Raw genomic sequence first — 22,823 nt, 5'->3', positions numbered from 1 at the left:
TGTCTCCGTTTCTGTTTTATATTATCTCTTTTTCTTCTGCCTGTTCTTTTTTTATCAGAGGCATCGTCATAACAGCCTTGAACATATCTCCTTCAAGTTCTATATCAAAATGTCCGCCGCAGGCTTCCGTAAAGCTTTTCGCTATCGAAAGTCCAAGCCCGCTGCCGCCGTCCGTCCTCGACTTATCCCCGCGGACAAATCTTTCTGTTATCTCGTCCGCGGTAAATTCAATAGGATATGATGACGTATTCTTGACAGACAGAACTACGTCATCTTCAGTGCGTTTAAGTTCCATGAAAATACGTGAACCGTCCATAGAATATTTAAGCGCATTGTCTATGATGTTCTGCAGTACGCGGTAAAGCTTGTTTCCGTCACCCATAACAGGTGCGGTATCTGCTGTCACTGACAGCTTGACTACTTTTCCGCTTTCGTTTATCTTATCATCTGCATCTGCCAGACACTGATTAAAAAGCCTTACAAAATCTAATTCCTCCATATTTACATCTATGCCGCTTGTCGCCTTTGCCAGGCTGAAAACATCGGCAACTATGCTTTTAAGCTTCTGTGATTTCTTATCCAGTATCTGAACATAGCCCATAGCCTCATCGTCAAGCTCCGTCTTTTTCAGCAGGTCGATGTAGCTTATTATGGAAGTCAGGGGCGTTTTCAGGTCGTGTGATACATTCGCCACCAGTTCGATCTTCATTCTCTCGGACTTTATTTGTTCCTCCACCGCATCACTGACGGTATCGGATATATTTTTCAGCATATCCGAAGGTCTGCTCAGCTCCGAAAGAGGGGATATCTCTACCTCAAAGGGCGTGTTTCGGTTTAGTTCCGTGATACGCCTGTCCAGTTTAGTAAGGTCACGGGCAAGAAGTATCGCCCTTATCTGTGAATATATAAAGTATACCGATGCCGCCACGCATACAACAGCGGCAGCTATCTGTAAAGCATCTTTGCTTCCATAAAGTGAGCTTGGAAGCATTAACGTCGCCGCAAGAAATGCCACAAGGCTTCTCACCGAGCGCCTCATAAGACCGCTTCCCGCAGGTCTGTTTCTCCGTGTCTCGTAAAGTGAAGTGGTGCGGTATCTCTCACTGAGCTTTTTCATAAGCTTTGGAAGTGCAAAACTCCTCCTGCATCTTCCCTGTGATATCAGCTTTATAACGTGAATGATGCTGTGTACAGCTATACCTGTCATAACCGCAAATATCGCACCGTATGTCAGATACCAGTAAGCCGAGTCCCCTGCCCGTTCATCAGCGGAGTAGACCATACCCCAATACATATGACCCATCACTGCTGTCCCCATAAGTATCAGCAGCCATGCCCCAATGTACAGTTCAAATGGCAGCTTATCAGCAAAGGAACTTTCATGCTCTCCTGCCAGCCCTCTCACAACAGCCCCCGCGATAAGATAAACTATAAGCAACAGTGCCAGTATGCCGCACTGCAAAGATAACGATCTTGTTTCGAGATACTCGCTAAACAGATCCTCGTACTCCCTGTATATCGAATGGAAATAATAATCCTCCGGTTCAATATATACCGTCAGCCCCTCGGTATCCCCTGATGTCGCTTTATAGTCGGGCATATCGCATATAGGCAGAGTAGAATAATATATACCGGAACCTTCTGCTGTGTTTGACTCTATATCCACCCATTCACGCCTTGCCGTAAATCCTTCCTCGGTATTTTCGGGATATTCATAAAACTTTATCGGCGAATCATTGCAGAAACTGAAAACGTGCCTTCCGTAATTATCACTGTACCAGCCGCCCATAGGCAGATAGTTATCGGGATAGGATTCATTCACATCCCTGAGTTTTCCGTTCTTCTCCGCTACCTGATAACTGTAATTGTCCATCACCCCAGATGATACCATACTCGATGATATCACATCTCCCGAGCGCAGGATATATCCGTATTTATTTGAAGTCAGCGCATTTATACGCTCCTGTTCGGTCATTTTATCATTTATGATATCCTCCGATATATTCGTGACAAAATGTGTTACCGTCCTCTCAGCCCTTTCCTCCTCTGCTGTCGTTTCATCATCGGTCAGGACTTCATCCGCCATTTTTTCGGGAACAGTATAGGAAACATAGTAGTCGAATATATCTGAATATGGCACTATGCCCTCGCCTGTCTTTTTGTAGCGGTATTCGTTGAAATCAAAATAGTACAAAAGATCGGACTGTACGTTTTTATTACCTATGTATTTACCGTTTTCGTCCATATTCGCAAGTTCGCACACGCCAAGTATGCAAAGCTGTTCATACATATTTTTCAGTTCGGTGCGATATATCTCGGGATATTCCAGATTTCCTCGCATATCTCCGCCCATTTCGAATATCCTGTCTTTAATGCGGCTCACATCCATCTCACCGAACAGCGCTATACCCGCCGCCACACAAGCCGTGATGAACGCCGTCACCCTGACAGCCTTCGGAAAAAACTTAGATATTTTTTTCGATCTTGTACCCAATGCCCCACACCACTTTCAGATATCTCGGCTCCTTCGGGTCGATCTCTATTTTCTCCCGAATATGCCTTATATGTACCATTACTGTGTTCTCCACCGCGTAAGCGTCCTCATTCCACACCCTGCGGTATATCTCCTCTGCCGAAAATACATGACCAGCGTTCTCCATAAGCAGTTCAAGTATCTTCAATTCCGTAGCTGTCAGCTTGACCGGTTCGCCGTCCACCGTAATGGATTTTGCACCTTTATCAAGTTCAAGACCGCCTATTTTTATAACGTCCGTTTTGTTTATACTGCCTATATCACCAAGCTGCATATATCTTCGCAGGCTGCTCTTCACACGGGCGGTAAGCTCCATGGGATTATAGGGCTTTGTGATATAGTCGTCAGCACCCATTGAAAGTCCGAGTATTTTATCTGTATCCTCGGATTTTGCTGATAATACTATTATCGGGATATTCCGCTTGTCGCGTATCTTCATTATAGCCGATAAGCCGTCCAACCTCGGCATCATCACGTCTATCAGTATAAGCTGTATGTCGTTCTCCGAAAGCTTCTCCAGTGCTTCGATACCGTCATATGCCCTGACAGTTTTATACCCTTCAAGCTCCAGCAGCTTCGCGATGGCTGCCACGATGTCCCTGTCATCGTCTACTACAAGAATAGTTGCTGTGATATAATCCATAACGTTATGTCCTTTCCTTGTATGATCATATGATAATACATCATTCTTAATTTAAGTTGAATGTAATTCTTAAGATTAACTTAATTCTTACAGTCATGCTAAATACCGATGAATAAAACTTCACCGGTATTTAGCATATCACATTTTGATCAAAAATGCAACTTCACTTGCTATTCGTACAATTATTTTATAAACCGGTTTTCAATACATGAATCCTTTAACACTTGCAATAATCAGTTAGAATACTTACATAAACATCGTAATATGATAATCATTAACTGAAATTATGTTTTTAAGAGGCGGATCATAATAGCACAGACCTTTGCAAATATGACAATAAAAAAAAGAGCTATCCGATTCAAATACGAATCAGATAGCTCTTATCTTTTCAGACAAAATATTTATAACTGTTGCCGATGATCGAGAATTGTTGCCAAATCGTTGCCACTTAGCTTAACTATGCCTTGAAAAGCACGGTATTACGACGTTTTGGCAAGTGTTTGTATTATTCCCACTCAATAGTTGCGGGTGGCTTTGTGGTAATATCATAGCATACGCGGTTGATATTCTTTACCTCGTTTACTATCCTGCGGGAAGCAGTTTCAAGTACATCATATGGGATGCGGCTGAATTCTGCGGTCATGAAATCGGTGGTCTCAACAGCTCTCAGAGCAAGTGTGTAATCGTAAGTACGGAAATCGCCCATAACACCAACAGATCGATTGTTGGTCAGCACTGCAAAGTACTGGTTTATACTCCTGTCAAGACCTGCCTTTGCGATCTCCTCGCGGAAGATCCAGTCAGCGTCCTGAAGTATCTCCAGCTTGTCATCGGTGATCTCGCCGATTATTCTTATAGCAAGACCGGGACCCGGGAAAGGCTGTCTCCATACCAGAGTCTCACTAAGACCAAGTTCCTGACCGAGTTTTCTTGTCTCGTCCTTGAACAGCATTCTCAGAGGTTCGATGATCTCCTTGAAATCAACGTGATCGGGAAGTCCGCCAACGTTGTGGTGACTCTTTATAACGGCAGCATCTCCTGCACCGCTCTCGATAACATCGGGATAGATAGTGCCCTGCGCAAGGAAATCGACCTTGCCTATTTTCTTTGCCTCGGCTTCAAATACTCTTATGAATTCTTCACCGATAGTCTTGCGCTTTGTTTCAGGGTCGGATACTCCGCGAAGCTTGCCCATGAACTGCTCTTTCGCATTGACTCTTACGAAATTGATATCCCAGTCCTTGAAAGCAGCCTCGACCTCGTCGCCTTCATTCTTTCTCATGAAACCGTGATCGACAAAAATGCAGGTGAGCTGTCTGCCGACTGCCTTGGAAAGCAGAGCTGCCAGAACAGAACTGTCAACACCGCCCGAAAGTGCCAGCAGTACCTTGCCGTCACCGACCTTTTCTCGTATATCCTTTATTGCCTTTTCAGCGTAATTCTCCATTGTCCAGTCGCCTGTGCAGCCACAGACATCCTTCAGGAAGCTTGCAAGCATTTTCACACCGAACTGAGTATGATTCACCTCAGGGTGGAACTGTACAGCATACAGTTTCTTATCCTTATTGCACATTGCAGCACAAGGGCAGTTAGAAGTGTGCGCTGCGATTTTGAAGCCTTCGGGTACTTCGGATATAAAATCAGTATGGCTCATCCAGCTTACTGCGCGGGTAGGTATCTCAGCATCAGCAAAAAGCGCACAGGACTTGTCGTACTCTGTTTCTGTCTTACCGTATTCCGAAACCGTGCAGGTCTCGACTTTTCCACCTAGTACATGAGCCATCAGCTGTGAACCGTAGCATATTCCCAGAACCGGTATGCCAAGTTCAAAAATCTCCTTGGATACGCTGGGTGCATCTTCACCGTAAACACTCTGAGGACCGCCTGTAAAAATAATGCCCTTGGGAGCAAGCTTCTTTATTTCATCTATGCCTATCTTGTTGTATGGCTTGACTTCACAGTAAACATTACATTCACGCACACGTCTTGCAATGAGCTGGTTGTACTGTCCGCCGAAGTCAAGTATGAGAACATATTCGTTGGTCATAGCGCAAACCTCTTTCCTGAAAAAATATATGTTTATTATAACACATAGCCTTGCTGTTTGCAAGTGGCATAATGTTAATTTTTCATTTTTAGTATTTATTATAAATTTACTGACTGTTCTATGCAAAAGCACTTGAAAAAAAAGATAGGATATAGTATAATAAAATATATGTCGTCTGACGGACGGCTTGGGTAAGGATAATGAAGATACAGCTATGGAGGATATGGTTATGAAAACTCTTTCACTGGGCAGGATATATTCGGAAGAAGATATGGAAAGACAGCTTCAGCGCTACGGCAGAACTGCTGTTGAATTCAAGAAGCTTTTCGGTGAAACACCGCAGTACTTTTTCAGTGCACCCGGACGAACCGAGGTCGGTGGAAACCATACTGACCACAATCTTGGATGTGTACTGGCTGCAGGAGTTTCGCTTGATATCATAGCAGCAGTTATACCTATGGATGATGGCTATATCACAGTGAAATCAGAGGGTTTCCCTACTGATGTAGTGGATATATGCGATACACTTCCCCGTGAAGACGAAAAGAACACATCTTCCGCACTGATACGAGGTATGGCAGACGGCTTTAAGAATAACGGACACAAGCTTGGCGGTTTCAAGGCTTATATGACTTCTGAGGTACTGCAGGGTTCAGGACTTTCCTCTTCGGCAGCCTATGAGGTCATAATCGGTACAATACTCAACGGTCTGTACAATGACGGAGAAATTGATGATGTTGAGATCGCAAAGCTGGCACAATATGCCGAGAATGTCCATTTCGGCAAGCCTTCGGGGTTAATGGACCAGATGGCTTCCTCAGTAGGCGGACTTATCACCATAGATTTCAAGGATAAGGAACAGCCGTTAATAAAGAGCGTAAAATATGATTTTGCCAAAAGCGGACACAAACTATGCATTATCGATACCAAAGGCAGCCATGCAGATCTTACACTGGAATATGCTGCTATCCCGCCTGAGATGAAAAGTGTAGCCGAGTATTTCGGCAAAACAGTGCTGCGCGAGATCACCAAGGATGACGTAATGAAAAATATAGTCACACTGAGGGAAAAATGCGGTGACAGGGCTGTACTCAGAGCGCTGCATTTCTTTGATGAGAATGATAGAGTAGCTAAGCAGGCTGAGGCTCTTGAAAACGGAGAGTTCGGAGAGTTCCTGAGGTTTATAAACGAAAGCGGAAATTCTTCCCTAGCCTATCTGCAGAATATATTTGCGGCTGTGAATGTTCGTGAACAAGGTCTGACAGTAGCACTGTATCTCGCAAAGCAGATACTCGGTGATGAAGGCGCTTGCAGAGTTCACGGCGGAGGATTTGCAGGAACGATACAGGCATTCGTACCCGAAAACAAACTGGAAGAATTCAAAAACGGTATGGACAGAGTATTCGGCACTGGTGCCTGCCATGTGCTGACAATAAGGAACTGCGGCGGAACAAAGGTGCTGTTTGAAGTATGAGTAAAAGCAATAACAAAAAGATAAACGAAATAAAAGAAATATTAGGTGACCACGTAGCATCCGGCAAACCATACCTTAAAATGGTAGGCTGCGGAGAGATAATGATAAACGAGCTCCCCTTCTCTTTCAGTATGCAGAATATCGGTGCAGCCTCTGATGCAGGAATATGTATCACCATATCAGGTGATGCAGTAGACAGCGGCATTGTGCGTTTTACCGATCTAACATATATGAAAAATGTCAATGGCAAAACCGTACCCGAGAGATATGATCTTCCGCTTGTAAAAAAAAGTGACGGCAAGATGATATACCAGGCAAAATTCACAGATATCAAGCTGCCCGAATTCGACTCAAGCGTTGCTACCACAAAAGAGGAGTTCTTAGGTGTACTTGCTACTCAGCTGACATTCCGTGTGACACCGCTATATAAAGGCAACGGTCTTCCTGAGATCATGCTTTCAGTATACCCCTTCGGTGATCCGCTGACAGGTTCAGCCACCGAATGGAAACGTGTTACCGCAGATCAGGATTATTTCCTCCACAAGCTAAAAAAAGGCAGAAGAACATCCGCTTTTAAGAAAAGAAGATAACTCAGTACATTTTATTGTACAGTAAGGAGAAGTAATATATATGAGAATGAGAAGAAAAAATAACCTTGAAGAAAGACTTGCAGCCTGCGGTGACAAAATACTCTATCTCGACCGCGATGTACTGGATTTTTCTGTCAAGGATGACCGCGACCTGCTGGATATCGCAGCTATTTTCGGCAACGATAATCCTGTAGAACTTGAGATAGGCTGCGGCAAAGGTCAGTTCATATGCGAGCTGGCTAAACGCTATCCTGATGTTAATTATCTTGCAGTGGAAGTAAGTTCTAATGTAATAGTCGATGCTGCAGAAGCCGTAATATCACAGGGCATTGAAAATGTTCGATTTATGAGGGGAAATGCAAGATATCTGGACTGCTTCATACCTGCAGGACTGATAAGGCGGATATATCTTAATTTCAGCTGCCCATATCCCAAAAACACCTATGCCAATCACAGACTCACCCACGGAGAATTTCTGGAAATATACAAACGTCTGCTTGCTGAGGGCGGCGAGATCCATCAGAAGACGGATAATATGCACTTTTTTGAATTCTCACTGGAGCAGTTTTCCGAAAACGGCTACGGTCTGAAAAATATATCACTCGACCTGCATAACAGCGGATTTGAAGGCAATATCGTCACCGAATATGAAAAGCGATTTTCAGATATGGGTATGCCCATATACAGACTGGAAGCTTATTTGAGAAAATAAATATACAAATAAAAATACCGCACTTCTCCTGATTTTAGAAGTGCGGTATTTTTTATGGATACTTTATCTCAGTTACGTATTTCCACGGTATGTCATCACTCTGCCATACTCCGTTTTCCGAAATACGGAATACAAAACCATCTGCCGACATTTTTGCAGTGTCAATAACAAGCACAGCAGGCTTCCCGTGACGACTGCCTACTTTAACTGCTGAGTCCATATCTTCGGACAGATGTACGTACTGCCTTGACATTTTAGATATCCCTTTCTCTTTTATGCTTTCAATAAAAGCTTCAGATGTACCATGATAAAGCACTTCAGGCGGAGACATTATCTTCATATTTATGACAACATTGATACTATGTCCCTGATTGGCACGTATCTTTGTTTTATCTTCATTGAAAGAATAACGCTGCTTGTTGTTCTCACGCACAATGCGTTCCAGGGTTTCCATATCCAGCTTTCTGCCAGTGTTACATATACCGTGTATCAGTTCATCAACGTCAGCCCACCCCTCCGCATCAAGTACTATCCCTGCAGCAGAGGGTTCATGCCGAAGAACAAGACTGATAAATCGTCCAAGAGATACATCATCGTTTTTTATCTTTGACATTCTATCGACCTCTTTTCCTTTATATGTTTCCGTTATCTGTTATCACATTATAAGAAGTATAACACCACCAAAAAGAAAAGTCAACATCTGAAAAGCCGCAAAACACGCAAAGCAACAACATTTTTTGCTTATCAAAATAATTTTATTGTTTTACGATAAAAAAGTATTGACAAACAAATCCAAATGTGATATAATACATTCAGCTGAGGGGGACGCCCCGCAGTATATTGTTCAGGAGGTAATTACCATGGTAAACGAATTGACAGGCTGGTCACAAATGAAATCGCTGAAGCTATCAAGGCTTCTAGTAGCAGGAATGTTTTTCCTGCTGATCGCGCTGATGTTCACATCAAATATTGTAGCAGAATGGTTCTGCGCCGTATCCGTAGGTAATGGGATACTGACCTCAGGACTGGAGATCGCGGTAACAGTTATGATATGTATATGTGATGCTTTCGCTCTTACTGCCGTAGCTGCGCTTAATAAGCTGCTTACAAACATATCAAAAAATGAGGTATTCATCCCACAGAATACTAAATGCCTGCGTCTTATATCCTGGTGCTGCGTATTTGCCGGCATTACAATGATCATTTTCAGTCTTTGGAAGTACATCTTCCTGTTCGCTGCTTTTCTCGCATTATTCATTGGATTGGTGATGCGCGTTATGAAAAACGTGTTTGAAAAAGCAGTAGAACTTAAATCTGAAAATGACTTCACTATATGAGGAGGCGGTATCATGGCGATAATCGTAAATCTCGATGTGATGATGGCAAAAAGGAAGATATCTTCTAATGAACTTGCAGAAAAAGTCGGTATCACAGCAGCAAATCTTTCTATACTGAAAACAGGCAAAGCCAAAGCTGTACGTTTTTCTACCCTCGATAAGATATGCGAGGTGCTGAAATGTCAGCCCGGCGATATACTGGAACACTCAGACGAATAAAAAATCTGACTATCCCTTTAGCACACCGGCTGAAATGCAGCAAACAAAAGGATAATTAAGCGTTGTATATCTCCCCCTGCGGCGGGGGGAAGATACACGCCAAGTACCTTAAGTTCTGTAAGCCGCTATTTTTTTGTGGAGTGTCAGCGGGATAACCACGATAAAAAATATCAGCCTTATTTCAATTGCCTGATTTTATATCATTAAGATATTCTTCACATCAGCCGTATTTATTTTGATCGGTCTGATCCTGCGCTGTCAGCTTCAGAAGTGCAGAACACAAATCGGGAGGAAAACATAATGGATGATAATAACCCTATAAACTTAACGGACAAGACTCCGGAATCCGTTGGAGATACGCTGGCTAACAGTGTCATGTCATACCGGGATTATCCTTCGGTAGTCAAAGAGAAGACAGTATTCACAAAAGCAGAAAAAATACTTGCATTAGGAGCTTTGGGCACCGGCTATGGCATAGTACAATTTGCACTGATGAATACCACAGGATTCTTTACAACTGCCTTGTTTCTTATCATCATCTCACTAACGATAGCATATCTAAAAAAGACAGGACATAGTTTCAAGACATCGCACAAGATCTGGTCAATAGTGATGATAACTTTCTCAACAGTCTTTTCGCTTACTGCAAATGATATGATAAAAACACTGGATCTTATATTCCTTATTCTGGCAGGCGCATACCTTGTGTATGGTGTGTGTGCTGAAAAAGATCTTTTTGGTCGTTTCACTCCTTCTGAGATATTAAAAAGCTCCGTCACCGATCCCCTCCGTGATTCTGTAAAGGAGTATTCAGCCTTAGCAAGCATCTTCAAGCGAAAAAACTGCGGTGCAGCCATGAGATCCGTTTTAGGCGGTATCATACTTGCATTTCCGCTCACAATTGTTGTATCAGTTCTGCTTGTTTCAGCCGATCAAGGATTTGAAAACTATTTTGTAAGTTTTTTCTCATTTCTTGAGATATTTGATATTATGTTATTCAGCGGGAAACTGATACTCAGCTTTCTTGTTGCGGGATATTTATTTGGCCTATTTTTCTACCACACACGCGCTGAAAGGATGCAAATTCTCGATGAGGAGAGCTGTATCGACAGCATACGCAAATTCCGTATTGTATCAAACACGACCGTATACGTAGCAGTAACACCTATCTGCCTGCTTTATGTACTGTTTTTCATTTCTCAGGCAAATTATTTTCTTGCCGCTTTTATGAACAGACTTCCCGCAGATCTAAGCTATGCAGAATATGCAAGACGCGGATTTTTTGAACTGTTCGCAATCGAACTAATAAATGCCGGTGTCATATTCTTCATCAACTTTTTCTCTAAGAAAACAGGAGAAGAAAAAACTTTCACACTGAGTTTCTACTCCGTGATGATATCCGTTTTCACACTGCTCATCACAGCTACCGCGATAAGCAAGATGGTGTTATATATCCGCAATTACGGGCTTACTCAGCTGAGAGTATATACAACATGGTTCATGGTACTTACAGCATTCAGTTTTGTATATGTTATCATCAGACAATTCAAGCAAAACTTTGCTTTCATGCGAGCATCTGCTATTACCTTCACCCTCATGTTCGCACTGCTTTGCTTCTCACGTCCTGATGCAATTATAGCAAGATATAATATGGAGTATTGTTCAGAGCATCTTACTTTGCATGATATCATCGAGATGAATGATCTCTCCTCTGATGCAGCAGCGGTAATTACCGAAGACCGTTACAAAGACATAATTGATAAGAAATATATGGATGATAAATATGCATCCAAGAACTATGTAAACAAAGGAACTACAGGCAGCGAATACATCAACAATCGCTGTGAACAACAACTCGGACGTTCAGAATATAATAATTACAATATCTCAGCATTAAAGCTGAAAGGTCAGATCTCAAAATAATGTGGTTGTTTCCATTATATATATCCGTACTTCTCGCAGTATCTGTATTACGAAAAAGAAACCGAAGATACCAACGCTATATCACACCTCATACAATAATCGGATACGCCATTCTGAGCATAATCAGGATCCTATTGGCTCTCTCACTGGTTTATTTTGGATTGATCACATTTATACATTCCTTCTATAAGATACCGAATGGTTTTCAATAAAAAAATACAAAGACCTCACATCATCCGTAAGCACGGATGATGTGAGGTCTTATATTCATTATTATTTGAATTATCAGATCAACAGATTATTCAATAGGTGCACTCTCTGACTCCTCAAATGCAGGATCACCTTCTACACTTGTAGAAGCCTCAGCCTCAGTATCGTCTGTCCAACCCTCGAGGTCGGGAAGCACGATCTCACCTGCATCAAGAGTGAAGCTCTCGAAAATAGTTGTCTTAACCGTACCGTAAGCGCTCATAACTACCTTCTCGGGATATGTTCCATCAGGCTTGAAGTAATACTTGTATTCAGTAACATTACCATCCTCTGCGTTTGTGGGGATCTCACCTGAGAACAGATCGGGAGCGTAATAAGTTTCGCAGATAAGGCCGTCATCAGTAGTTTCGCTGCTGATGAACTTATAGCCTTCCTCAATACCCATTGCATAATCGGTTGGTTTGATACTCATTAACAAACTATCAGGATGCTCCTGCTTGCTGTATGTCTTATCTGCGTATTTGAGAACATACATTACACCATCGATGACGTACAGATCAGTCTTCATCTCTCCCTCACTGATGCTGAGACTGTAGTTATCACCGTTCATCTCAACAGTAGCAACGGAATCATCGCCATTATCGGATGTAGTTGACATTTTGATCTTGAATTTCCTTGCTTCGAGTGAGTCACAGTAAGCCTTGGTAAGAGTATTCTCTCCCTCATCCTTATCAGCCTCGGAGGAATCAGCCTTTTCGGAAGTCTCTGCATCAGTAGTTACCGACTTACTGGAATCATCCTTTTTGGAATCCTTCTTGCCGCATGAAGCGAACATAGCACATGACAGAGTCAGTGCACAAACAACTGCTATAAATTTTTTCATTATTACATTTCCTTTCAAGTTTATAAAGATACAATAGCATTTTACCACAGTAAACACCTGCCGTCAATAGCACATTTGACCAATTTTTTTACCAGTCGAAACAACTAATGTAGACATTTTTCAACCAAAACCCTTTATTATAGCGTATTTCAATATTTTATTAATACTTTTCACAAAAAACAAAACAGCCGAAATTAGCTCTCGGCTGCCTGTCAGAAGGAATATATAATATGAAATAAAAGGAGAATGGATAGCATTTTCAAGATTCGGGTTCCGCAGACAAGGCGGGCAGCGGGGTAAAACTGGCCGTCTTGTCAGGGTGTACCGGAATACCCGAGGTTAGAAAATAAGGTGGAAATTGGAGTATATTCAATTCCAATGTAGAAAGCTTATTTATTGGGAACGCTCTCCCAGTCCTTCAGGAAACGCTCTATACCGTTGTCGGTCAGAGGATGCTTGATCATCTGTCTGATAACGCCCATAGGAACAGTAGCGATATCGCAGCCTGCTCTAGCAGCATCAACAACGTGTATTGGGTTTCTGATGGACGCAGCAATGATCTCGGTTTTGATACCCTGAACTGAGAAGATATCAGAGATCTCCTCGATCAGATCCATACCGGTCATGCCTATATCATCAAGTCTGCCCAGGAAAGGAGAAACGTAGGTAGCACCTGCATTTGCAGCCAGTATAGCCTGTGCAGCAGAGAATATCAGTGTAACATTTGTCTTTATGCCCATCTCTGTAAGACGCTTGCAGGCTTTCAGACCTTCAGCGCACATAGGCAGTTTGATAACTATATTCTTGTGTATCTTAGAAAGAGGTATAGCCTCTTCGACCATCTTATCAGCCTCAAGAGAAATAACCTCAGCTGAAATGGGTCCGTCAACGATCTCAGTGATCTCCTTGACTACTTCTTCAAAAACTCTGCCCTCTTTAGCAATAAGTGAGGGGTTGGTAGTTACGCCGCAGATAACGCCGAGTGATTCAGCCTCTCTGATGTCATCTACATTCGCTGTATCAACAAAAAGCTTCATATTAACAAACATCCTTTCATGCTTTAGCGCTTTTGTATTTTCTGATATTATTATACAACCGCACAGTGAATATTTCTATTCATTTTTTGCTTATGTATAGATAATAATTGCGATTATTGTTATATCATTTAATTTCATAACGCATCTGTTTTCAGCCCTGAATCAGCCTATAAACGCAATATTTGAAAGTTTTTAAGCAATAAATGATTAGTGACGATAAGCCCTTTTGGTATATAATTAAATAGGTATAAAACAACAATTTTTGAACATAGTGTTTTATTCATTCTGTATGGGAATATTGTGTTGTCGGGATATTTTGCGTCAAGAGGTGACTTGCATGAAAAAACAAATTCTATTGATCATGTGTGCAGCTTTGATGTTGAGCGGATGCGCATCAGCTGCGGATAAGGACAAGAAAACCGAAAACAGTTCAGCTTCATCGCAGTCCAAGTCAAGCAATACAACAATAGATTCAAAAACGTCAGGACTTCCCTCTCTGAAGGATCTTTACGCTGATGATTTCTATGTTGGTACTGCTGTATCACCTTACCAGCTTGGTGATATAGACTGTATGCTGCTCATAAAGGAACAATTCAACAGTATGACCTGCGAAAATGAGATGAAGCCTGATTCAATACTTGATAAACAGACTACATTATCTGACATAGATAAATATCGCGAAGCACCTGCTGTTCATTTCGACAGCTGCAGATCACAACTTGAATTCGCAGAGGAAAATGGCTTAAAGGTTCGCGGACATACATTGGTATGGTATTCTCAGACTCCTGAATGGCTGTTTTACAAAGATTACGATACCAACGGTGAACTCGCTGACAGAGAACTCATGCTGAAACGCATGGAAAACTATATCAAGGCTGTATTTGAATGGGCAGATACAGAACATCCGGGACTTTTCTATGCTTGGGACGTTGTTAACGAAGCTGCTGCAGACCAGGGGCAGGCAAAGCGCGATTGTCTCTGGCTTCAGACCATAGGTGATGACTATATCGAAAAAGCATTTGAGTTTGCAAGAAAATATCAGCCCGAGGGTGTAAAACTTTATTACAATGACTACAATGCATTCCAGATGAACAAGCAGCTGGAGATAATAGACTTCCTCAAACCCGTTGCAGAGGCAGGAAATATCGACGGTGTAGGTATGCAGTCGCATATAGGTACATGGTGCGATACCGAAAGCTATGGTGAGGCAGTACGCAGATACAACAAGGAACTTGGTGTAGAGATATCTATAACCGAACTTGATATCAGCAAGGACAACTCCGATGACTGGGAAAAGAAACAGGGCGATTATGCTCAGAAATACATGGAGAAGATAATTCAGCTCAAAAATGAAGGCGTGCCGATAACCAGTTTTACCGTATGGGGAGTGACCGATACATCAAGCTGGAAAAAGCAGGAAAGCCCATTGTTCTTTGACGGCAATCTCAATCCCAAACCTTCATTTTACGGTCTTGTTGCGGCTAAAGACCCCGAAGCTGCCAAAACAGAATAAATTAGGCATATCGATCATCAAAAAGCACTTCTTTCTATTAACGGAAGTGCTTTTTTGATATTGAAGATGTGCACCTGAAGTAGTTTGCTATTTTCATAATGATCCGAATGTTCCACGCGGAACATTTGTTCTTTTGTTTGAATTTGATTTTTGGCTGTTATTTGATTTAACAACATTTTTTCTGCGATATATCTTTACTTTTCGGGAATTATATGTTATAATATTACATAACAGTTAAGAATAGTCAAATTTAGATGAAAGTATTTACCAATTACCAGATTATCTGAAACGGAGGTAAGAGCTTATGATGGACACAGAGCTGATCTACGGCAGGATAGCAAGTGCTTTACTGTGCGATTATTCAAAGGTTTACTATGTTAATGCAACGACTGACGAATACGTTTCCTACTCTCTCGATCCCGGATCCAGGACCCTCATCACAAGTTACAGGGGCAAGGATTTTTTCAGTGATATAACAAGAGATATAAATGATGAGGTTTATAAAGAAGACCGTCATATATTCACAGAAGATATACAGAAGAAAAACTTAGTAAATATGCTTGATAACAGCGCCATGAAGAATATAGTGTACCGTCGGATGATAGACGGCAAGCCTGTTTACCACGAACTGAGACTTATACGAGGTGTGAGCAGCAACGACGAATACTTTATCCTTGGCGTTACAAATATAGATAAAGAAGTAAGAACAGAACAGAAAGCTGAAAGACTCAGCAAAGAGACGATAATATACAATCAGATAGCCAGCAGCCTGGCTTCATACTACAACACGATATATTATGTTGATGCAGAAGATGATACATATATCGAGTTTTCGGCAAACACCGAATATGACGAACTTGATATACCCAAAAAAGGCTCTGATTTCTTTGATGAATCACGAAGGAATATCCTTAAATACATACACAACGATGACAGGGACAGTATCCTCGAAATCATGAGAAAGGAATATATAACAGAAAAGCTGAAAGACCAGAAGATATTCAGCATGAAGTACCGTCTGCTGCTAAGCGGAGAATTCAGGTACACAAGGCTGAACGTTATGTGGTCAAGTGATAAGACACATTTCATCATAGGCGTTGAGAATATAGATGAACAGATGCGAAAAGAACTTGCAAGCAAAGAACTGGAAAGAAAAAATATCACCTACAGCCAGATACTGAATTCCCTTGCTTTCAGATACGATTCGATATACTACGTTGATATACAGACCGGTGCATTCACACATTACAGTTCAGAGGGCGAGAACGGTGTACCCGTACATGAAAACAGCGGAACAGATTTCTTTGCTGAGATGCCTCAGATAATTAATGATCTGGTCTGTGATCAGGACAAGAAAAAAGTGCTTGAAGCAGTTACCAGGAATAATCTGCTTGATAGGCTGACAACAGCTGATTCATTTAACCTGACTTTCAGAAAACATATGAAGGAGAACTGTCCTTATATGAGCCTTAGAGTAGCATGGGCGGAAGATAAGCGCCATGTCATACTCGGTAGCGCTAACATAGACGAAGACGTTAAGCGTGAAAACAAATACAAGGAAGAACTTATAACAGTAACACGAAAGGCAATGAAGGATGAACTTACCGGAGTAAAGAACAAAAATGCGTATCAGGAAGAAGAATATGCACTGCAGAACGATATAGACAACGGCAGTACCAGACCCTTTGCGGTGCTTATATGTGATCTTAACGACCTTAAACGTATAAATGACACGCTTGGACATAAGGTCGGGGATGAATATATATGTGCAGCCTGCAAACTGATATGCGGAATATTCGTTCACAGTCCCGTGTTCCGTATCGGCGGTGACGAATTTGCGGTAATACTCCGTGATAATGACCATGACCACAAGGATGAACTTCTCACAGAACTGCGCAGACAAGTGATGGAAAACCGCCAACGTCAGAGTGCGCCTGTAGTAGCATCCGGTCTGGCAGAATACGAACCGAATCACCACAGAAAAGTATCTGATGTGTTTGAGCTGGCAGACAGCAGGATGTACGAAAACAAAAAGGAACTCAAACAGCTGGCATACGCATGACACAGTATCTGCAAAGAGAAAGTAAGCGTTGACAAATTTCACTAAATGTGTTATGATAGCATTTGTGAGCATACTATACGTCAGCGGAAGCGGCAACGCTTATGAGGAAAGTCCGGGCATCACAGAGCAGGATAGCTGATAACGTCAGCCGAGGGCGACCTCCGAGCCAGTGCAACAGAGATATACCGCCGCAGTAATGCGGTAAGGGTGGAAAGGCGGGGTAAGAGCCCACCGGAGTGACAGAGATGTCACTGCCATGTAAACCTTATCCGATGCAACACCAATGGCGGCAGAAGGGTCAATGGCTGCTCGTCAGACCCAAAGCCGTAGGTGGCTTGAGCTGTGCGGCAACGTACAGCCTAGATAGATTGACGTACACGACAAAACCCGGCTTACAGGTAAGCTCATGCCCCGCTTCGGCGGGGCTTTTTTTATAAAAAAAGACTTGACAACCGCACAAAAAAATTGCATAATTATACCGCTGTAGACCAATCACATCTCTATAACTGAATTACTGACGAATATATCATTTCACAGAGAGTTGACTGGTTCTCGTTCTGCGCGACGATGACTGGAAGCAGGAAAAGAGCTTCAATGTACTGTATCCCGATATTATACATCACACAGACAAGAAGAGCGGATTTGAACAATGACGGCAGAACGGATGTCACAGATCTTGAAAAGATTGCAGCATACCTCAAGGGTAAAACAGTATTATAATAAACTTTTGCAGAGCCCTGCACTTCGGCGCTCTTTTTTTGCGGGCAAAAAATTGTCCTTTTAACTAAATTTGCCCTAAGAAACACTCTAAAATTTCACTTGACATAAAGTTTGGCGGGGTGTATAATTAATTTGTGTAGCTGTGAGAACTTTACATATAAATCGAAAGGATAAAAACAATGAAAATAAATAAACTCGCCGCTTTGCTGACAGCTGCGGTGCTGGTATTTTCCTGCACAGCCTGCAGTAAGGATAAAGACAAAAACAGCAAGAAGACGAAAAAAAATAAAAGCAGCAGCATTGTAACTGATGAAAGCACCATAGATGAAGTAGTCACGGACGGTGAATCCAAGACAAGAACAGCATCAAACGGTGTACATATAAAACAGGCTTATGATCTACTGCAGAATGAACAGTATCGTATAAAGCTCAGATATACCGATGCTTCGGGAAATGAAACGGAGATCCTCAGGATAAAAGACGGCAGCGATTATTATGAACTGCAGACCAATGAGATAGGTTCCAGCGGATCTATCTGTACAGGAGGAACAGCATACGATTTTGACAACGTATGCGGCATATACCGCAAAAGATCTGCTGAATTACCGGTTAGCATCATAGAAACTGTAGTCGATCAGGATCTGCCTGCTACTGAAACTCATATCGATGCGGAAAGCGCAAAGATCTATGATGTGGAAGAGTATACATATACAGGCGGAACTTACATCACGGTAATTGATTTTTATTTCGATAAAGAAACAGGACTGCCTGCAAAGTATACCACAAAATATATGGTAGAAGGCGTGAACGGTGACGAGGGCATGACAGAGACCAGAACTATCACCGAGATAGCTTTCGGCTCAGGCGGAGAGATGGTAACGACAGACGGAGAGACCCAGCAGATCGACAGATCTGTATTTGATTCGTCATTTATTTCAAGAATGGTTGATTTTGATGTTATGTCACCTGAGCAAAAGCTTGGCTACTGTCAGGCTATATTCATTACAGCAAATGTAAGTGCGGAAGAACTCTCATCAGCAGGAATGAATGATGAAAAGCTGAAGAATATATCCTATGAGGATCTGACTTCGTTGGTATACACATACGGCGATAAACCTGAGAGGAACTAACACAATAATGAATATCCTGAAATTGCTGCACCCTAAAGCGTGCATAGAATATCTGTATTCTGACTGTACCGCAAGACAGACTCTTGAAAAGATGAAGCATCACGGTTATTCGGCTGTACCTGTTATAGACAGGGAGGGCAGATTTGTCAAGACCGTATCCGAGGGCGATTTTCTGCGTTTTATGGTAGAAAGAGGTATGTATGATATCCGCGAGATGGAAAGCTATCCTCTTGAGAAGATCCCACCAAAGACCAGGATGCGTCCCGTCAACGTTTCATCAACGGTAGAAGAACTGATACTGCTGAGCATGGATCAGAACTTTATACCTGTCATTGATGACAGAGGGATCTTCATAGGAATAGTCACAAGAAAGGACATACTCGGCTACTGCTACAAAACCATAATGAAGCAGAATGACGATACTGAAACCAAAGAATGAAATAAACTGTATAATCGAAAGGAATGGTAAGGAGAATGAAGAACAGTAACCATAAGGGCGGCGCAGCAGTTGTCGCGTTGCTGGTAATGATCATCATTGTAGCAGTCGGATGTGCATTGATGGTAGTTACAGGCAGAAAAACCATCAAGCCCAACGAAAGCGTCGGTGCTCCGCCTCCGTCAGATGAACTGCCGACCGAGGACGAGGAAACAACGATCGAAGACGAGCTGGCTGAGCTCATACCTGAACCCAAGCCCTCTCAGCTCCCAACGATTTCAGACAGGTATGAAACTATCAACCTGAAAGATATAACCTGTCAGACCGGAATTCTTCTGGATTGCGATTCCAATGAGATACTTGCAGGTCTGAAGTACGACCAAAGGATCTATCCTGCATCACTGACCAAGCTGATGACTTTGCTGGTAGCCGTTGAGAATATTGACGATATGCAGGCAAAATACAAGTTCACCAAGAAGGATCTTGCTCCCCTGACCAAAGAGAATGCAAGCTGCGCAGGCTTCGTAGCAGGCGATGAAGTAACTATGGAAGATCTGCTGTATGCAGCTATACTCCCCAGCGGTGCTGACGGTACCCTCGGCCTTGCAAATGCAATTGCCGGAAATGAGAAAAACTTCGTTAAGCTGATGAATGACAAGGTTGCTGATCTTGGTCTTGCTAATACCAATTTTGCAAACGCAAGCGGTCTGCACCATAAGCAGCATTACACCACTGCACAGGATATGGCAGTTATCACCAAAGCTTGTATGGAAAACGAGACCTGCCGCAAGGTACTGTGCACCGAAAAATGGACGACCAAGCCCGCCAAGGAATACAAGGAAGGTATAGAGCTCGAGAGCATATTCCACTCCCGTTTCGGCGGCTACTTCGTAGATGCTGACCAGGACGGTGCAGAGGATGCGAAGCTTCTGGGCGGTAAGACAGGCTTTACCGACGAAGCAGGATATACTCTTGCGACAGTTGTAGAGTTCAAGGGCAAAGAATATATAGCTATCACCACAAAGTCGGATACATACCTCGCTTCTGTTGAAGATGCGATACTGGTATTCGAGAACTATCTGCCCGGCGCTGCAGGCACTCCTGATGACCGCAAGGAAAAACAGGATGAGGACAGCAGCGATGAATCCGAGGAAGAGAATGACACCACCTTTATTGAAATAAAGGAAAAGGCCGACAGCAGCAAGAGCGATGACGATGAGGAAAGCTCAGCAGTCGTTCCTGATGAAGACGTTGAAGCATAAACGATATTTGTCCGAGGACGTTATGTCCCCGGACATTTTTTGTATACATTCCTGCACATCATATCACAGAAAATACACAATAGTATGTTATTATAAATATGGTATGAGCTGGTGTTTTCAAGGCAATAAACTAACAGCTTCACCTTAAGAATAAATATGCGAGGAGAGTATGCATGGGCGATACTTTGGGCGTATGCTGTGATATATGAGCAGGCATAAAAACGGCACTACTGCTTTTCGTGTAGCACTTGGCGGGATATGTGCAGCAGTATGTCTTCTGCTGATGTTTTCAAGTTCCTTCCTGCCCGGGCTGAGTTATGCGATACCTGTATTTGCAGGAGTGCTTATGGTGGTAATGATAGTAGAAACTGACAGCAGATGGGCGATAGCCGATTACTGTGCTGTCAGCCTGCTTTGTCTGTTCATAACACCAAATATCGAGGCTTCCCTGCTGTTTATACTGTTCATGGGATATTATCCTATATTGCAGTTCTGGCTGACTAAATTCAAAAGCAAGCTGCTTAAATGGATAGTGAAACTGGTAGTCTTCAATATAGCAATAGTGATATATTACAATCTGTTCAAGTTTATTTTTACATCCGTCGATATGATGGAAGGTACAGAATTTTTCGGTAAATATGCATTGCCTCTTTTATGGGCTGAGGCACAGATATGCTTTATCGTATACGATAGGTTCCTGTCGCTTACAATAGACGTATATATCAACTGGTTCCGTAAAAAAATACTTAGGAGAAAATGATCTGTTTTGGAGATAAGCAGAATGAAAGAAGAAAAGAAACAACACATTTCTGATGAGATAGAACATATCAAGGAGAAAATAGAAGAAAAGAAAGATGCTATCCACGAACACCGTAAACGGCGCAACAAACGTAGGGTACAAATAGTAACAGTGATAGTTATACTGGCTATACTCACCCTTGCTACCATAGTATCCATACCGCTGGTAAAGGCGCTGAGGACAGAGGAAGGCATGGACAAGCTTAAGGAAACTCTTGAAACAAGATATTCAGGAGTTGAGAGTATGCTGATATTCGTACTGATACAAGCTTTGCAGGTAATAATAGCGGTAATACCGCCTGTACAGATAATCGGTGGAGTACTCTTCGGATGGTTCATAGGACTGCTGCTTTCCTTTGGCGGTACGATGCTGGGTACATTCGTAATATTTATGATGGTCAGCAAATTCGGAAAACCCCTGGTGGAAGCCTTTGTCGATGAGAAACATCTGACGAAATACAAATTCCTGCAGGACGAAAGCAAGCTGATCAAGGTACTTGTGATACTCTACCTTATCCCGGGTATACCAAAGGATATCATATCCTATATAGTCCCGCTGACCAAGGTAAAACGGAGGGACTTTTTTATGTACGTTATGCCCTGCCGCCTTCCTGCCATACTGATGTCAACAGTGCTTGGCAGCAACGCAATAGATGGAAATTTCAAGACTGTTCTTTGTATTATATTCGCCGCTGTTGTACTGGGTATATTCGGTTTTCTGTTCAAAGACAGCATTGTAGAAAAGCTGAACAAGCACAAACATAACTCATAAAAACAAGGCACTTCCGTTTTTTGGGAAGTGCCTTTGATCATATGTATTAATTACTCCGGGTAAACGAATCTCTTGTTCTCGGTGAGATCATCGAGATAGCGCCTTATATAATACTTAGCCATATTAAGGTTCTGTTCGGAATAGTTTCCGCATTCCTCCGGCTTTGCACCGGGGATATCCCCCTCAAAGTCAAGGATGAATCTACACATATCTACAATAGTGCTATATACACTCTCAGATGTCTGAACACCGAAGAATATCACATAGAAACCTGTACGGCATCCCATAGGTCCGAAGTATACAACGTCATCCTTTACCGAACAGCCGCGCAGGAATGTTGCGCCCAGATGCTCTATCGTATGCATCGCTGGCGTGTCCATGACAGGCTCACGGTTGGGAGCGGTCATCCTCATATCAAAAGTGGTAGTTACTGCCTCACCCTTGCTGTCTCTGCGTGAAACATAAAGTCCAGGGAAAAGTTCCAGATGATTTACCTGAAAGCTTGCTATTAATTCCATATAT

Annotated in this window: 20 protein-coding genes and 1 other RNA gene; 14 read left to right on the top strand and 7 right to left on the bottom strand. The window is 42.5% G+C overall.

Annotated elements, in window-relative coordinates; all coding sequences use genetic code 11:
• Window positions 1-16: 16 nt before the first annotated feature.
• The 3 genes from RUMAL_RS20740 to guaA form a co-directional block, all read right to left on the bottom strand.
• Entirely contained in the window at window positions 17-2,494 is a 2,478-nt protein-coding gene (locus tag RUMAL_RS20740; RefSeq protein ID WP_050793276.1) for a sensor histidine kinase, read from the bottom strand.
• Window positions 2,466-3,176, bottom strand: a complete 711-nt coding sequence (locus RUMAL_RS08225; protein WP_013498277.1) for a response regulator transcription factor — start codon at window positions 3,174-3,176, stop codon at window positions 2,466-2,468. The genes RUMAL_RS20740 and RUMAL_RS08225 overlap by 29 nt, the downstream gene beginning before the upstream one ends.
• A gap of 505 nt (window positions 3,177-3,681) precedes the next feature.
• On the bottom strand, window positions 3,682-5,223 hold the full coding sequence (gene guaA / locus RUMAL_RS08220) for a glutamine-hydrolyzing GMP synthase (protein ID WP_013498276.1): 1,542 nt from the start codon (window positions 5,221-5,223) through the stop codon (window positions 3,682-3,684).
• Between the two features lie 229 nt (window positions 5,224-5,452).
• On the opposite strand from guaA, the gene RUMAL_RS08215 reads away from it, so the two are divergent.
• From RUMAL_RS08215 to trmB, 3 genes are read left to right on the top strand one after another with little or no spacing between them, the layout of a single operon-like run.
• Window positions 5,453-6,697, top strand: a complete 1,245-nt coding sequence (locus tag RUMAL_RS08215) for a galactokinase (RefSeq protein ID WP_013498275.1) — start codon at window positions 5,453-5,455, stop codon at window positions 6,695-6,697.
• Window positions 6,694-7,287, top strand: coding sequence for a hypothetical protein (locus RUMAL_RS08210; protein WP_013498274.1), 594 nt, complete (start codon window positions 6,694-6,696; stop codon window positions 7,285-7,287). The genes RUMAL_RS08215 and RUMAL_RS08210 overlap by 4 nt, the downstream gene beginning before the upstream one ends.
• 40 nt (window positions 7,288-7,327) lie before the next feature.
• Window positions 7,328-7,999 carry a tRNA (guanosine(46)-N7)-methyltransferase TrmB gene (gene trmB / locus RUMAL_RS08205; RefSeq protein ID WP_013498273.1) on the top strand — a complete coding sequence of 224 codons (672 nt, stop codon included), beginning with the start codon at window positions 7,328-7,330 and terminating at the stop codon, window positions 7,997-7,999.
• Window positions 8,000-8,051: 52 nt separating this feature from the next.
• Here trmB and RUMAL_RS08200 read toward each other — a convergent pair whose 3' ends face one another.
• Window positions 8,052-8,612, bottom strand: coding sequence for an RNA 2'-phosphotransferase (locus RUMAL_RS08200; RefSeq protein WP_013498272.1), 561 nt, complete (start codon window positions 8,610-8,612; stop codon window positions 8,052-8,054).
• 247 nt (window positions 8,613-8,859) lie between these two features.
• Here RUMAL_RS08200 and RUMAL_RS08195 point away from each other — a divergent pair, with 247 nt between their 5' ends.
• From RUMAL_RS08195 to RUMAL_RS08185, 3 genes are all read left to right on the top strand, one after another.
• Window positions 8,860-9,336, top strand: a complete 477-nt coding sequence (locus RUMAL_RS08195; RefSeq protein ID WP_013498271.1) for a DUF2975 domain-containing protein — start codon at window positions 8,860-8,862, stop codon at window positions 9,334-9,336.
• 12 nt (window positions 9,337-9,348) lie between these two features.
• Window positions 9,349-9,555, top strand: a complete 207-nt coding sequence (locus tag RUMAL_RS08190) for a helix-turn-helix domain-containing protein (RefSeq protein ID WP_013498270.1) — start codon at window positions 9,349-9,351, stop codon at window positions 9,553-9,555.
• A 300-nt stretch (window positions 9,556-9,855) separates the two neighbouring features.
• Window positions 9,856-11,478, top strand: a complete 1,623-nt coding sequence (locus RUMAL_RS08185; RefSeq protein WP_013498269.1) for a DUF4153 domain-containing protein — start codon at window positions 9,856-9,858, stop codon at window positions 11,476-11,478.
• Window positions 11,479-11,776: 298 nt separating this feature from the next.
• Here the strand turns inward: RUMAL_RS08185 and RUMAL_RS08180 are convergent, their stop codons facing one another.
• Both RUMAL_RS08180 and fsa read right to left on the bottom strand, forming a co-directional pair.
• Window positions 11,777-12,571 carry a hypothetical protein gene (locus tag RUMAL_RS08180; protein WP_013498268.1) on the bottom strand — a complete coding sequence of 265 codons (795 nt, stop codon included), beginning with the start codon at window positions 12,569-12,571 and terminating at the stop codon, window positions 11,777-11,779.
• 389 nt (window positions 12,572-12,960) lie between these two features.
• A complete protein-coding gene (gene fsa / locus RUMAL_RS08175; RefSeq protein WP_013498267.1) occupies window positions 12,961-13,608 on the bottom strand; it encodes a fructose-6-phosphate aldolase in 648 nt (215 codons plus the stop codon).
• 337 nt (window positions 13,609-13,945) lie between these two features.
• On the opposite strand from fsa, the gene RUMAL_RS08170 reads away from it, so the two are divergent.
• The 8 genes from RUMAL_RS08170 to RUMAL_RS08140 all read left to right on the top strand — a co-directional run bounded on the left by RUMAL_RS08170 (window position 13,946) and on the right by RUMAL_RS08140 (window position 22,301).
• Window positions 13,946-15,121, top strand: coding sequence for an endo-1,4-beta-xylanase (locus tag RUMAL_RS08170; RefSeq protein ID WP_013498266.1), 1,176 nt, complete (start codon window positions 13,946-13,948; stop codon window positions 15,119-15,121).
• A gap of 304 nt (window positions 15,122-15,425) precedes the next feature.
• Window positions 15,426-17,183, top strand: coding sequence for a GGDEF domain-containing protein (locus RUMAL_RS08165; RefSeq protein ID WP_013498265.1), 1,758 nt, complete (start codon window positions 15,426-15,428; stop codon window positions 17,181-17,183).
• Window positions 17,184-17,248: 65 nt separating this feature from the next.
• An RNA gene (gene rnpB / locus RUMAL_RS20960) (RNase P RNA component class A) lies at window positions 17,249-17,594 on the top strand.
• A 488-nt stretch (window positions 17,595-18,082) separates the two neighbouring features.
• A complete protein-coding gene (locus RUMAL_RS08160; protein ID WP_013498264.1) occupies window positions 18,083-19,033 on the top strand; it encodes a hypothetical protein in 951 nt (316 codons plus the stop codon).
• A 7-nt stretch (window positions 19,034-19,040) separates the two neighbouring features.
• Window positions 19,041-19,472, top strand: coding sequence for a CBS domain-containing protein (locus RUMAL_RS08155; protein ID WP_013498263.1), 432 nt, complete (start codon window positions 19,041-19,043; stop codon window positions 19,470-19,472).
• 35 nt (window positions 19,473-19,507) lie between these two features.
• Entirely contained in the window at window positions 19,508-20,731 is a 1,224-nt protein-coding gene (locus RUMAL_RS20735; protein WP_013498262.1) for a D-alanyl-D-alanine carboxypeptidase family protein, read from the top strand.
• Window positions 20,732-20,936: 205 nt separating this feature from the next.
• Entirely contained in the window at window positions 20,937-21,491 is a 555-nt protein-coding gene (locus RUMAL_RS08145) for a YybS family protein (protein WP_013498261.1), read from the top strand.
• 21 nt (window positions 21,492-21,512) lie between these two features.
• On the top strand, window positions 21,513-22,301 hold the full coding sequence (locus tag RUMAL_RS08140; RefSeq protein WP_013498260.1) for a TVP38/TMEM64 family protein: 789 nt from the start codon (window positions 21,513-21,515) through the stop codon (window positions 22,299-22,301).
• 50 nt (window positions 22,302-22,351) lie between these two features.
• On the opposite strand, the gene RUMAL_RS08135 is transcribed toward RUMAL_RS08140, so the two are convergent.
• Window positions 22,352-22,819: an S-ribosylhomocysteine lyase gene (locus tag RUMAL_RS08135; protein WP_013498259.1), complete on the bottom strand. Its 468-nt coding sequence runs from the start codon at window positions 22,817-22,819 to the stop codon at window positions 22,352-22,354.
• Window positions 22,820-22,823 lie beyond the last annotated feature (4 nt).

Source organism: Ruminococcus albus 7 = DSM 20455 (assembly GCF_000179635.2).
In the GTDB taxonomy this organism is placed as follows: Bacteria; Bacillota; Clostridia; order Oscillospirales; family Ruminococcaceae; genus Hominimerdicola; species Hominimerdicola alba.
This window is presented reverse-complemented; position numbering and strand designations above follow the sequence as displayed.

Excerpts from the sequence above, each read along its gene's own strand:
- RUMAL_RS08140 (WP_013498260.1), top strand. The coding sequence starts at position 21,513 with ATGAAAGAAGAAAAGAAACAACACATTTCTGATGAGATAGAACATATC.
- guaA (WP_013498276.1), bottom strand. The coding sequence starts at position 5,223 with ATGACCAACGAATATGTTCTCATACTTGACTTCGGCGGACAGTACAAC.
- RUMAL_RS20735 (WP_013498262.1), top strand. The coding sequence starts at position 19,508 with ATGAAGAACAGTAACCATAAGGGCGGCGCAGCAGTTGTCGCGTTGCTG.
- RUMAL_RS08200 (WP_013498272.1), bottom strand. The coding sequence starts at position 8,612 with ATGTCAAAGATAAAAAACGATGATGTATCTCTTGGACGATTTATCAGT.
- RUMAL_RS08210 (WP_013498274.1), top strand. The coding sequence starts at position 6,694 with ATGAGTAAAAGCAATAACAAAAAGATAAACGAAATAAAAGAAATATTA.
- RUMAL_RS08135 (WP_013498259.1), bottom strand. The coding sequence starts at position 22,819 with ATGGAATTAATAGCAAGCTTTCAGGTAAATCATCTGGAACTTTTCCCT.
- trmB (WP_013498273.1), top strand. The coding sequence starts at position 7,328 with ATGAGAATGAGAAGAAAAAATAACCTTGAAGAAAGACTTGCAGCCTGC.
- RUMAL_RS08190 (WP_013498270.1), top strand. The coding sequence starts at position 9,349 with ATGGCGATAATCGTAAATCTCGATGTGATGATGGCAAAAAGGAAGATA.
- RUMAL_RS08225 (WP_013498277.1), bottom strand. The coding sequence starts at position 3,176 with ATGGATTATATCACAGCAACTATTCTTGTAGTAGACGATGACAGGGAC.
- RUMAL_RS08215 (WP_013498275.1), top strand. The coding sequence starts at position 5,453 with ATGAAAACTCTTTCACTGGGCAGGATATATTCGGAAGAAGATATGGAA.
- fsa (WP_013498267.1), bottom strand. The coding sequence starts at position 13,608 with ATGAAGCTTTTTGTTGATACAGCGAATGTAGATGACATCAGAGAGGCT.
- RUMAL_RS08185 (WP_013498269.1), top strand. The coding sequence starts at position 9,856 with ATGGATGATAATAACCCTATAAACTTAACGGACAAGACTCCGGAATCC.
- RUMAL_RS08180 (WP_013498268.1), bottom strand. The coding sequence starts at position 12,571 with ATGAAAAAATTTATAGCAGTTGTTTGTGCACTGACTCTGTCATGTGCT.
- RUMAL_RS08145 (WP_013498261.1), top strand. The coding sequence starts at position 20,937 with ATGAGCAGGCATAAAAACGGCACTACTGCTTTTCGTGTAGCACTTGGC.
- RUMAL_RS08160 (WP_013498264.1), top strand. The coding sequence starts at position 18,083 with ATGAAAATAAATAAACTCGCCGCTTTGCTGACAGCTGCGGTGCTGGTA.
- RUMAL_RS08155 (WP_013498263.1), top strand. The coding sequence starts at position 19,041 with ATGAATATCCTGAAATTGCTGCACCCTAAAGCGTGCATAGAATATCTG.
- RUMAL_RS08170 (WP_013498266.1), top strand. The coding sequence starts at position 13,946 with ATGAAAAAACAAATTCTATTGATCATGTGTGCAGCTTTGATGTTGAGC.
- RUMAL_RS08165 (WP_013498265.1), top strand. The coding sequence starts at position 15,426 with ATGATGGACACAGAGCTGATCTACGGCAGGATAGCAAGTGCTTTACTG.
- RUMAL_RS08195 (WP_013498271.1), top strand. The coding sequence starts at position 8,860 with ATGGTAAACGAATTGACAGGCTGGTCACAAATGAAATCGCTGAAGCTA.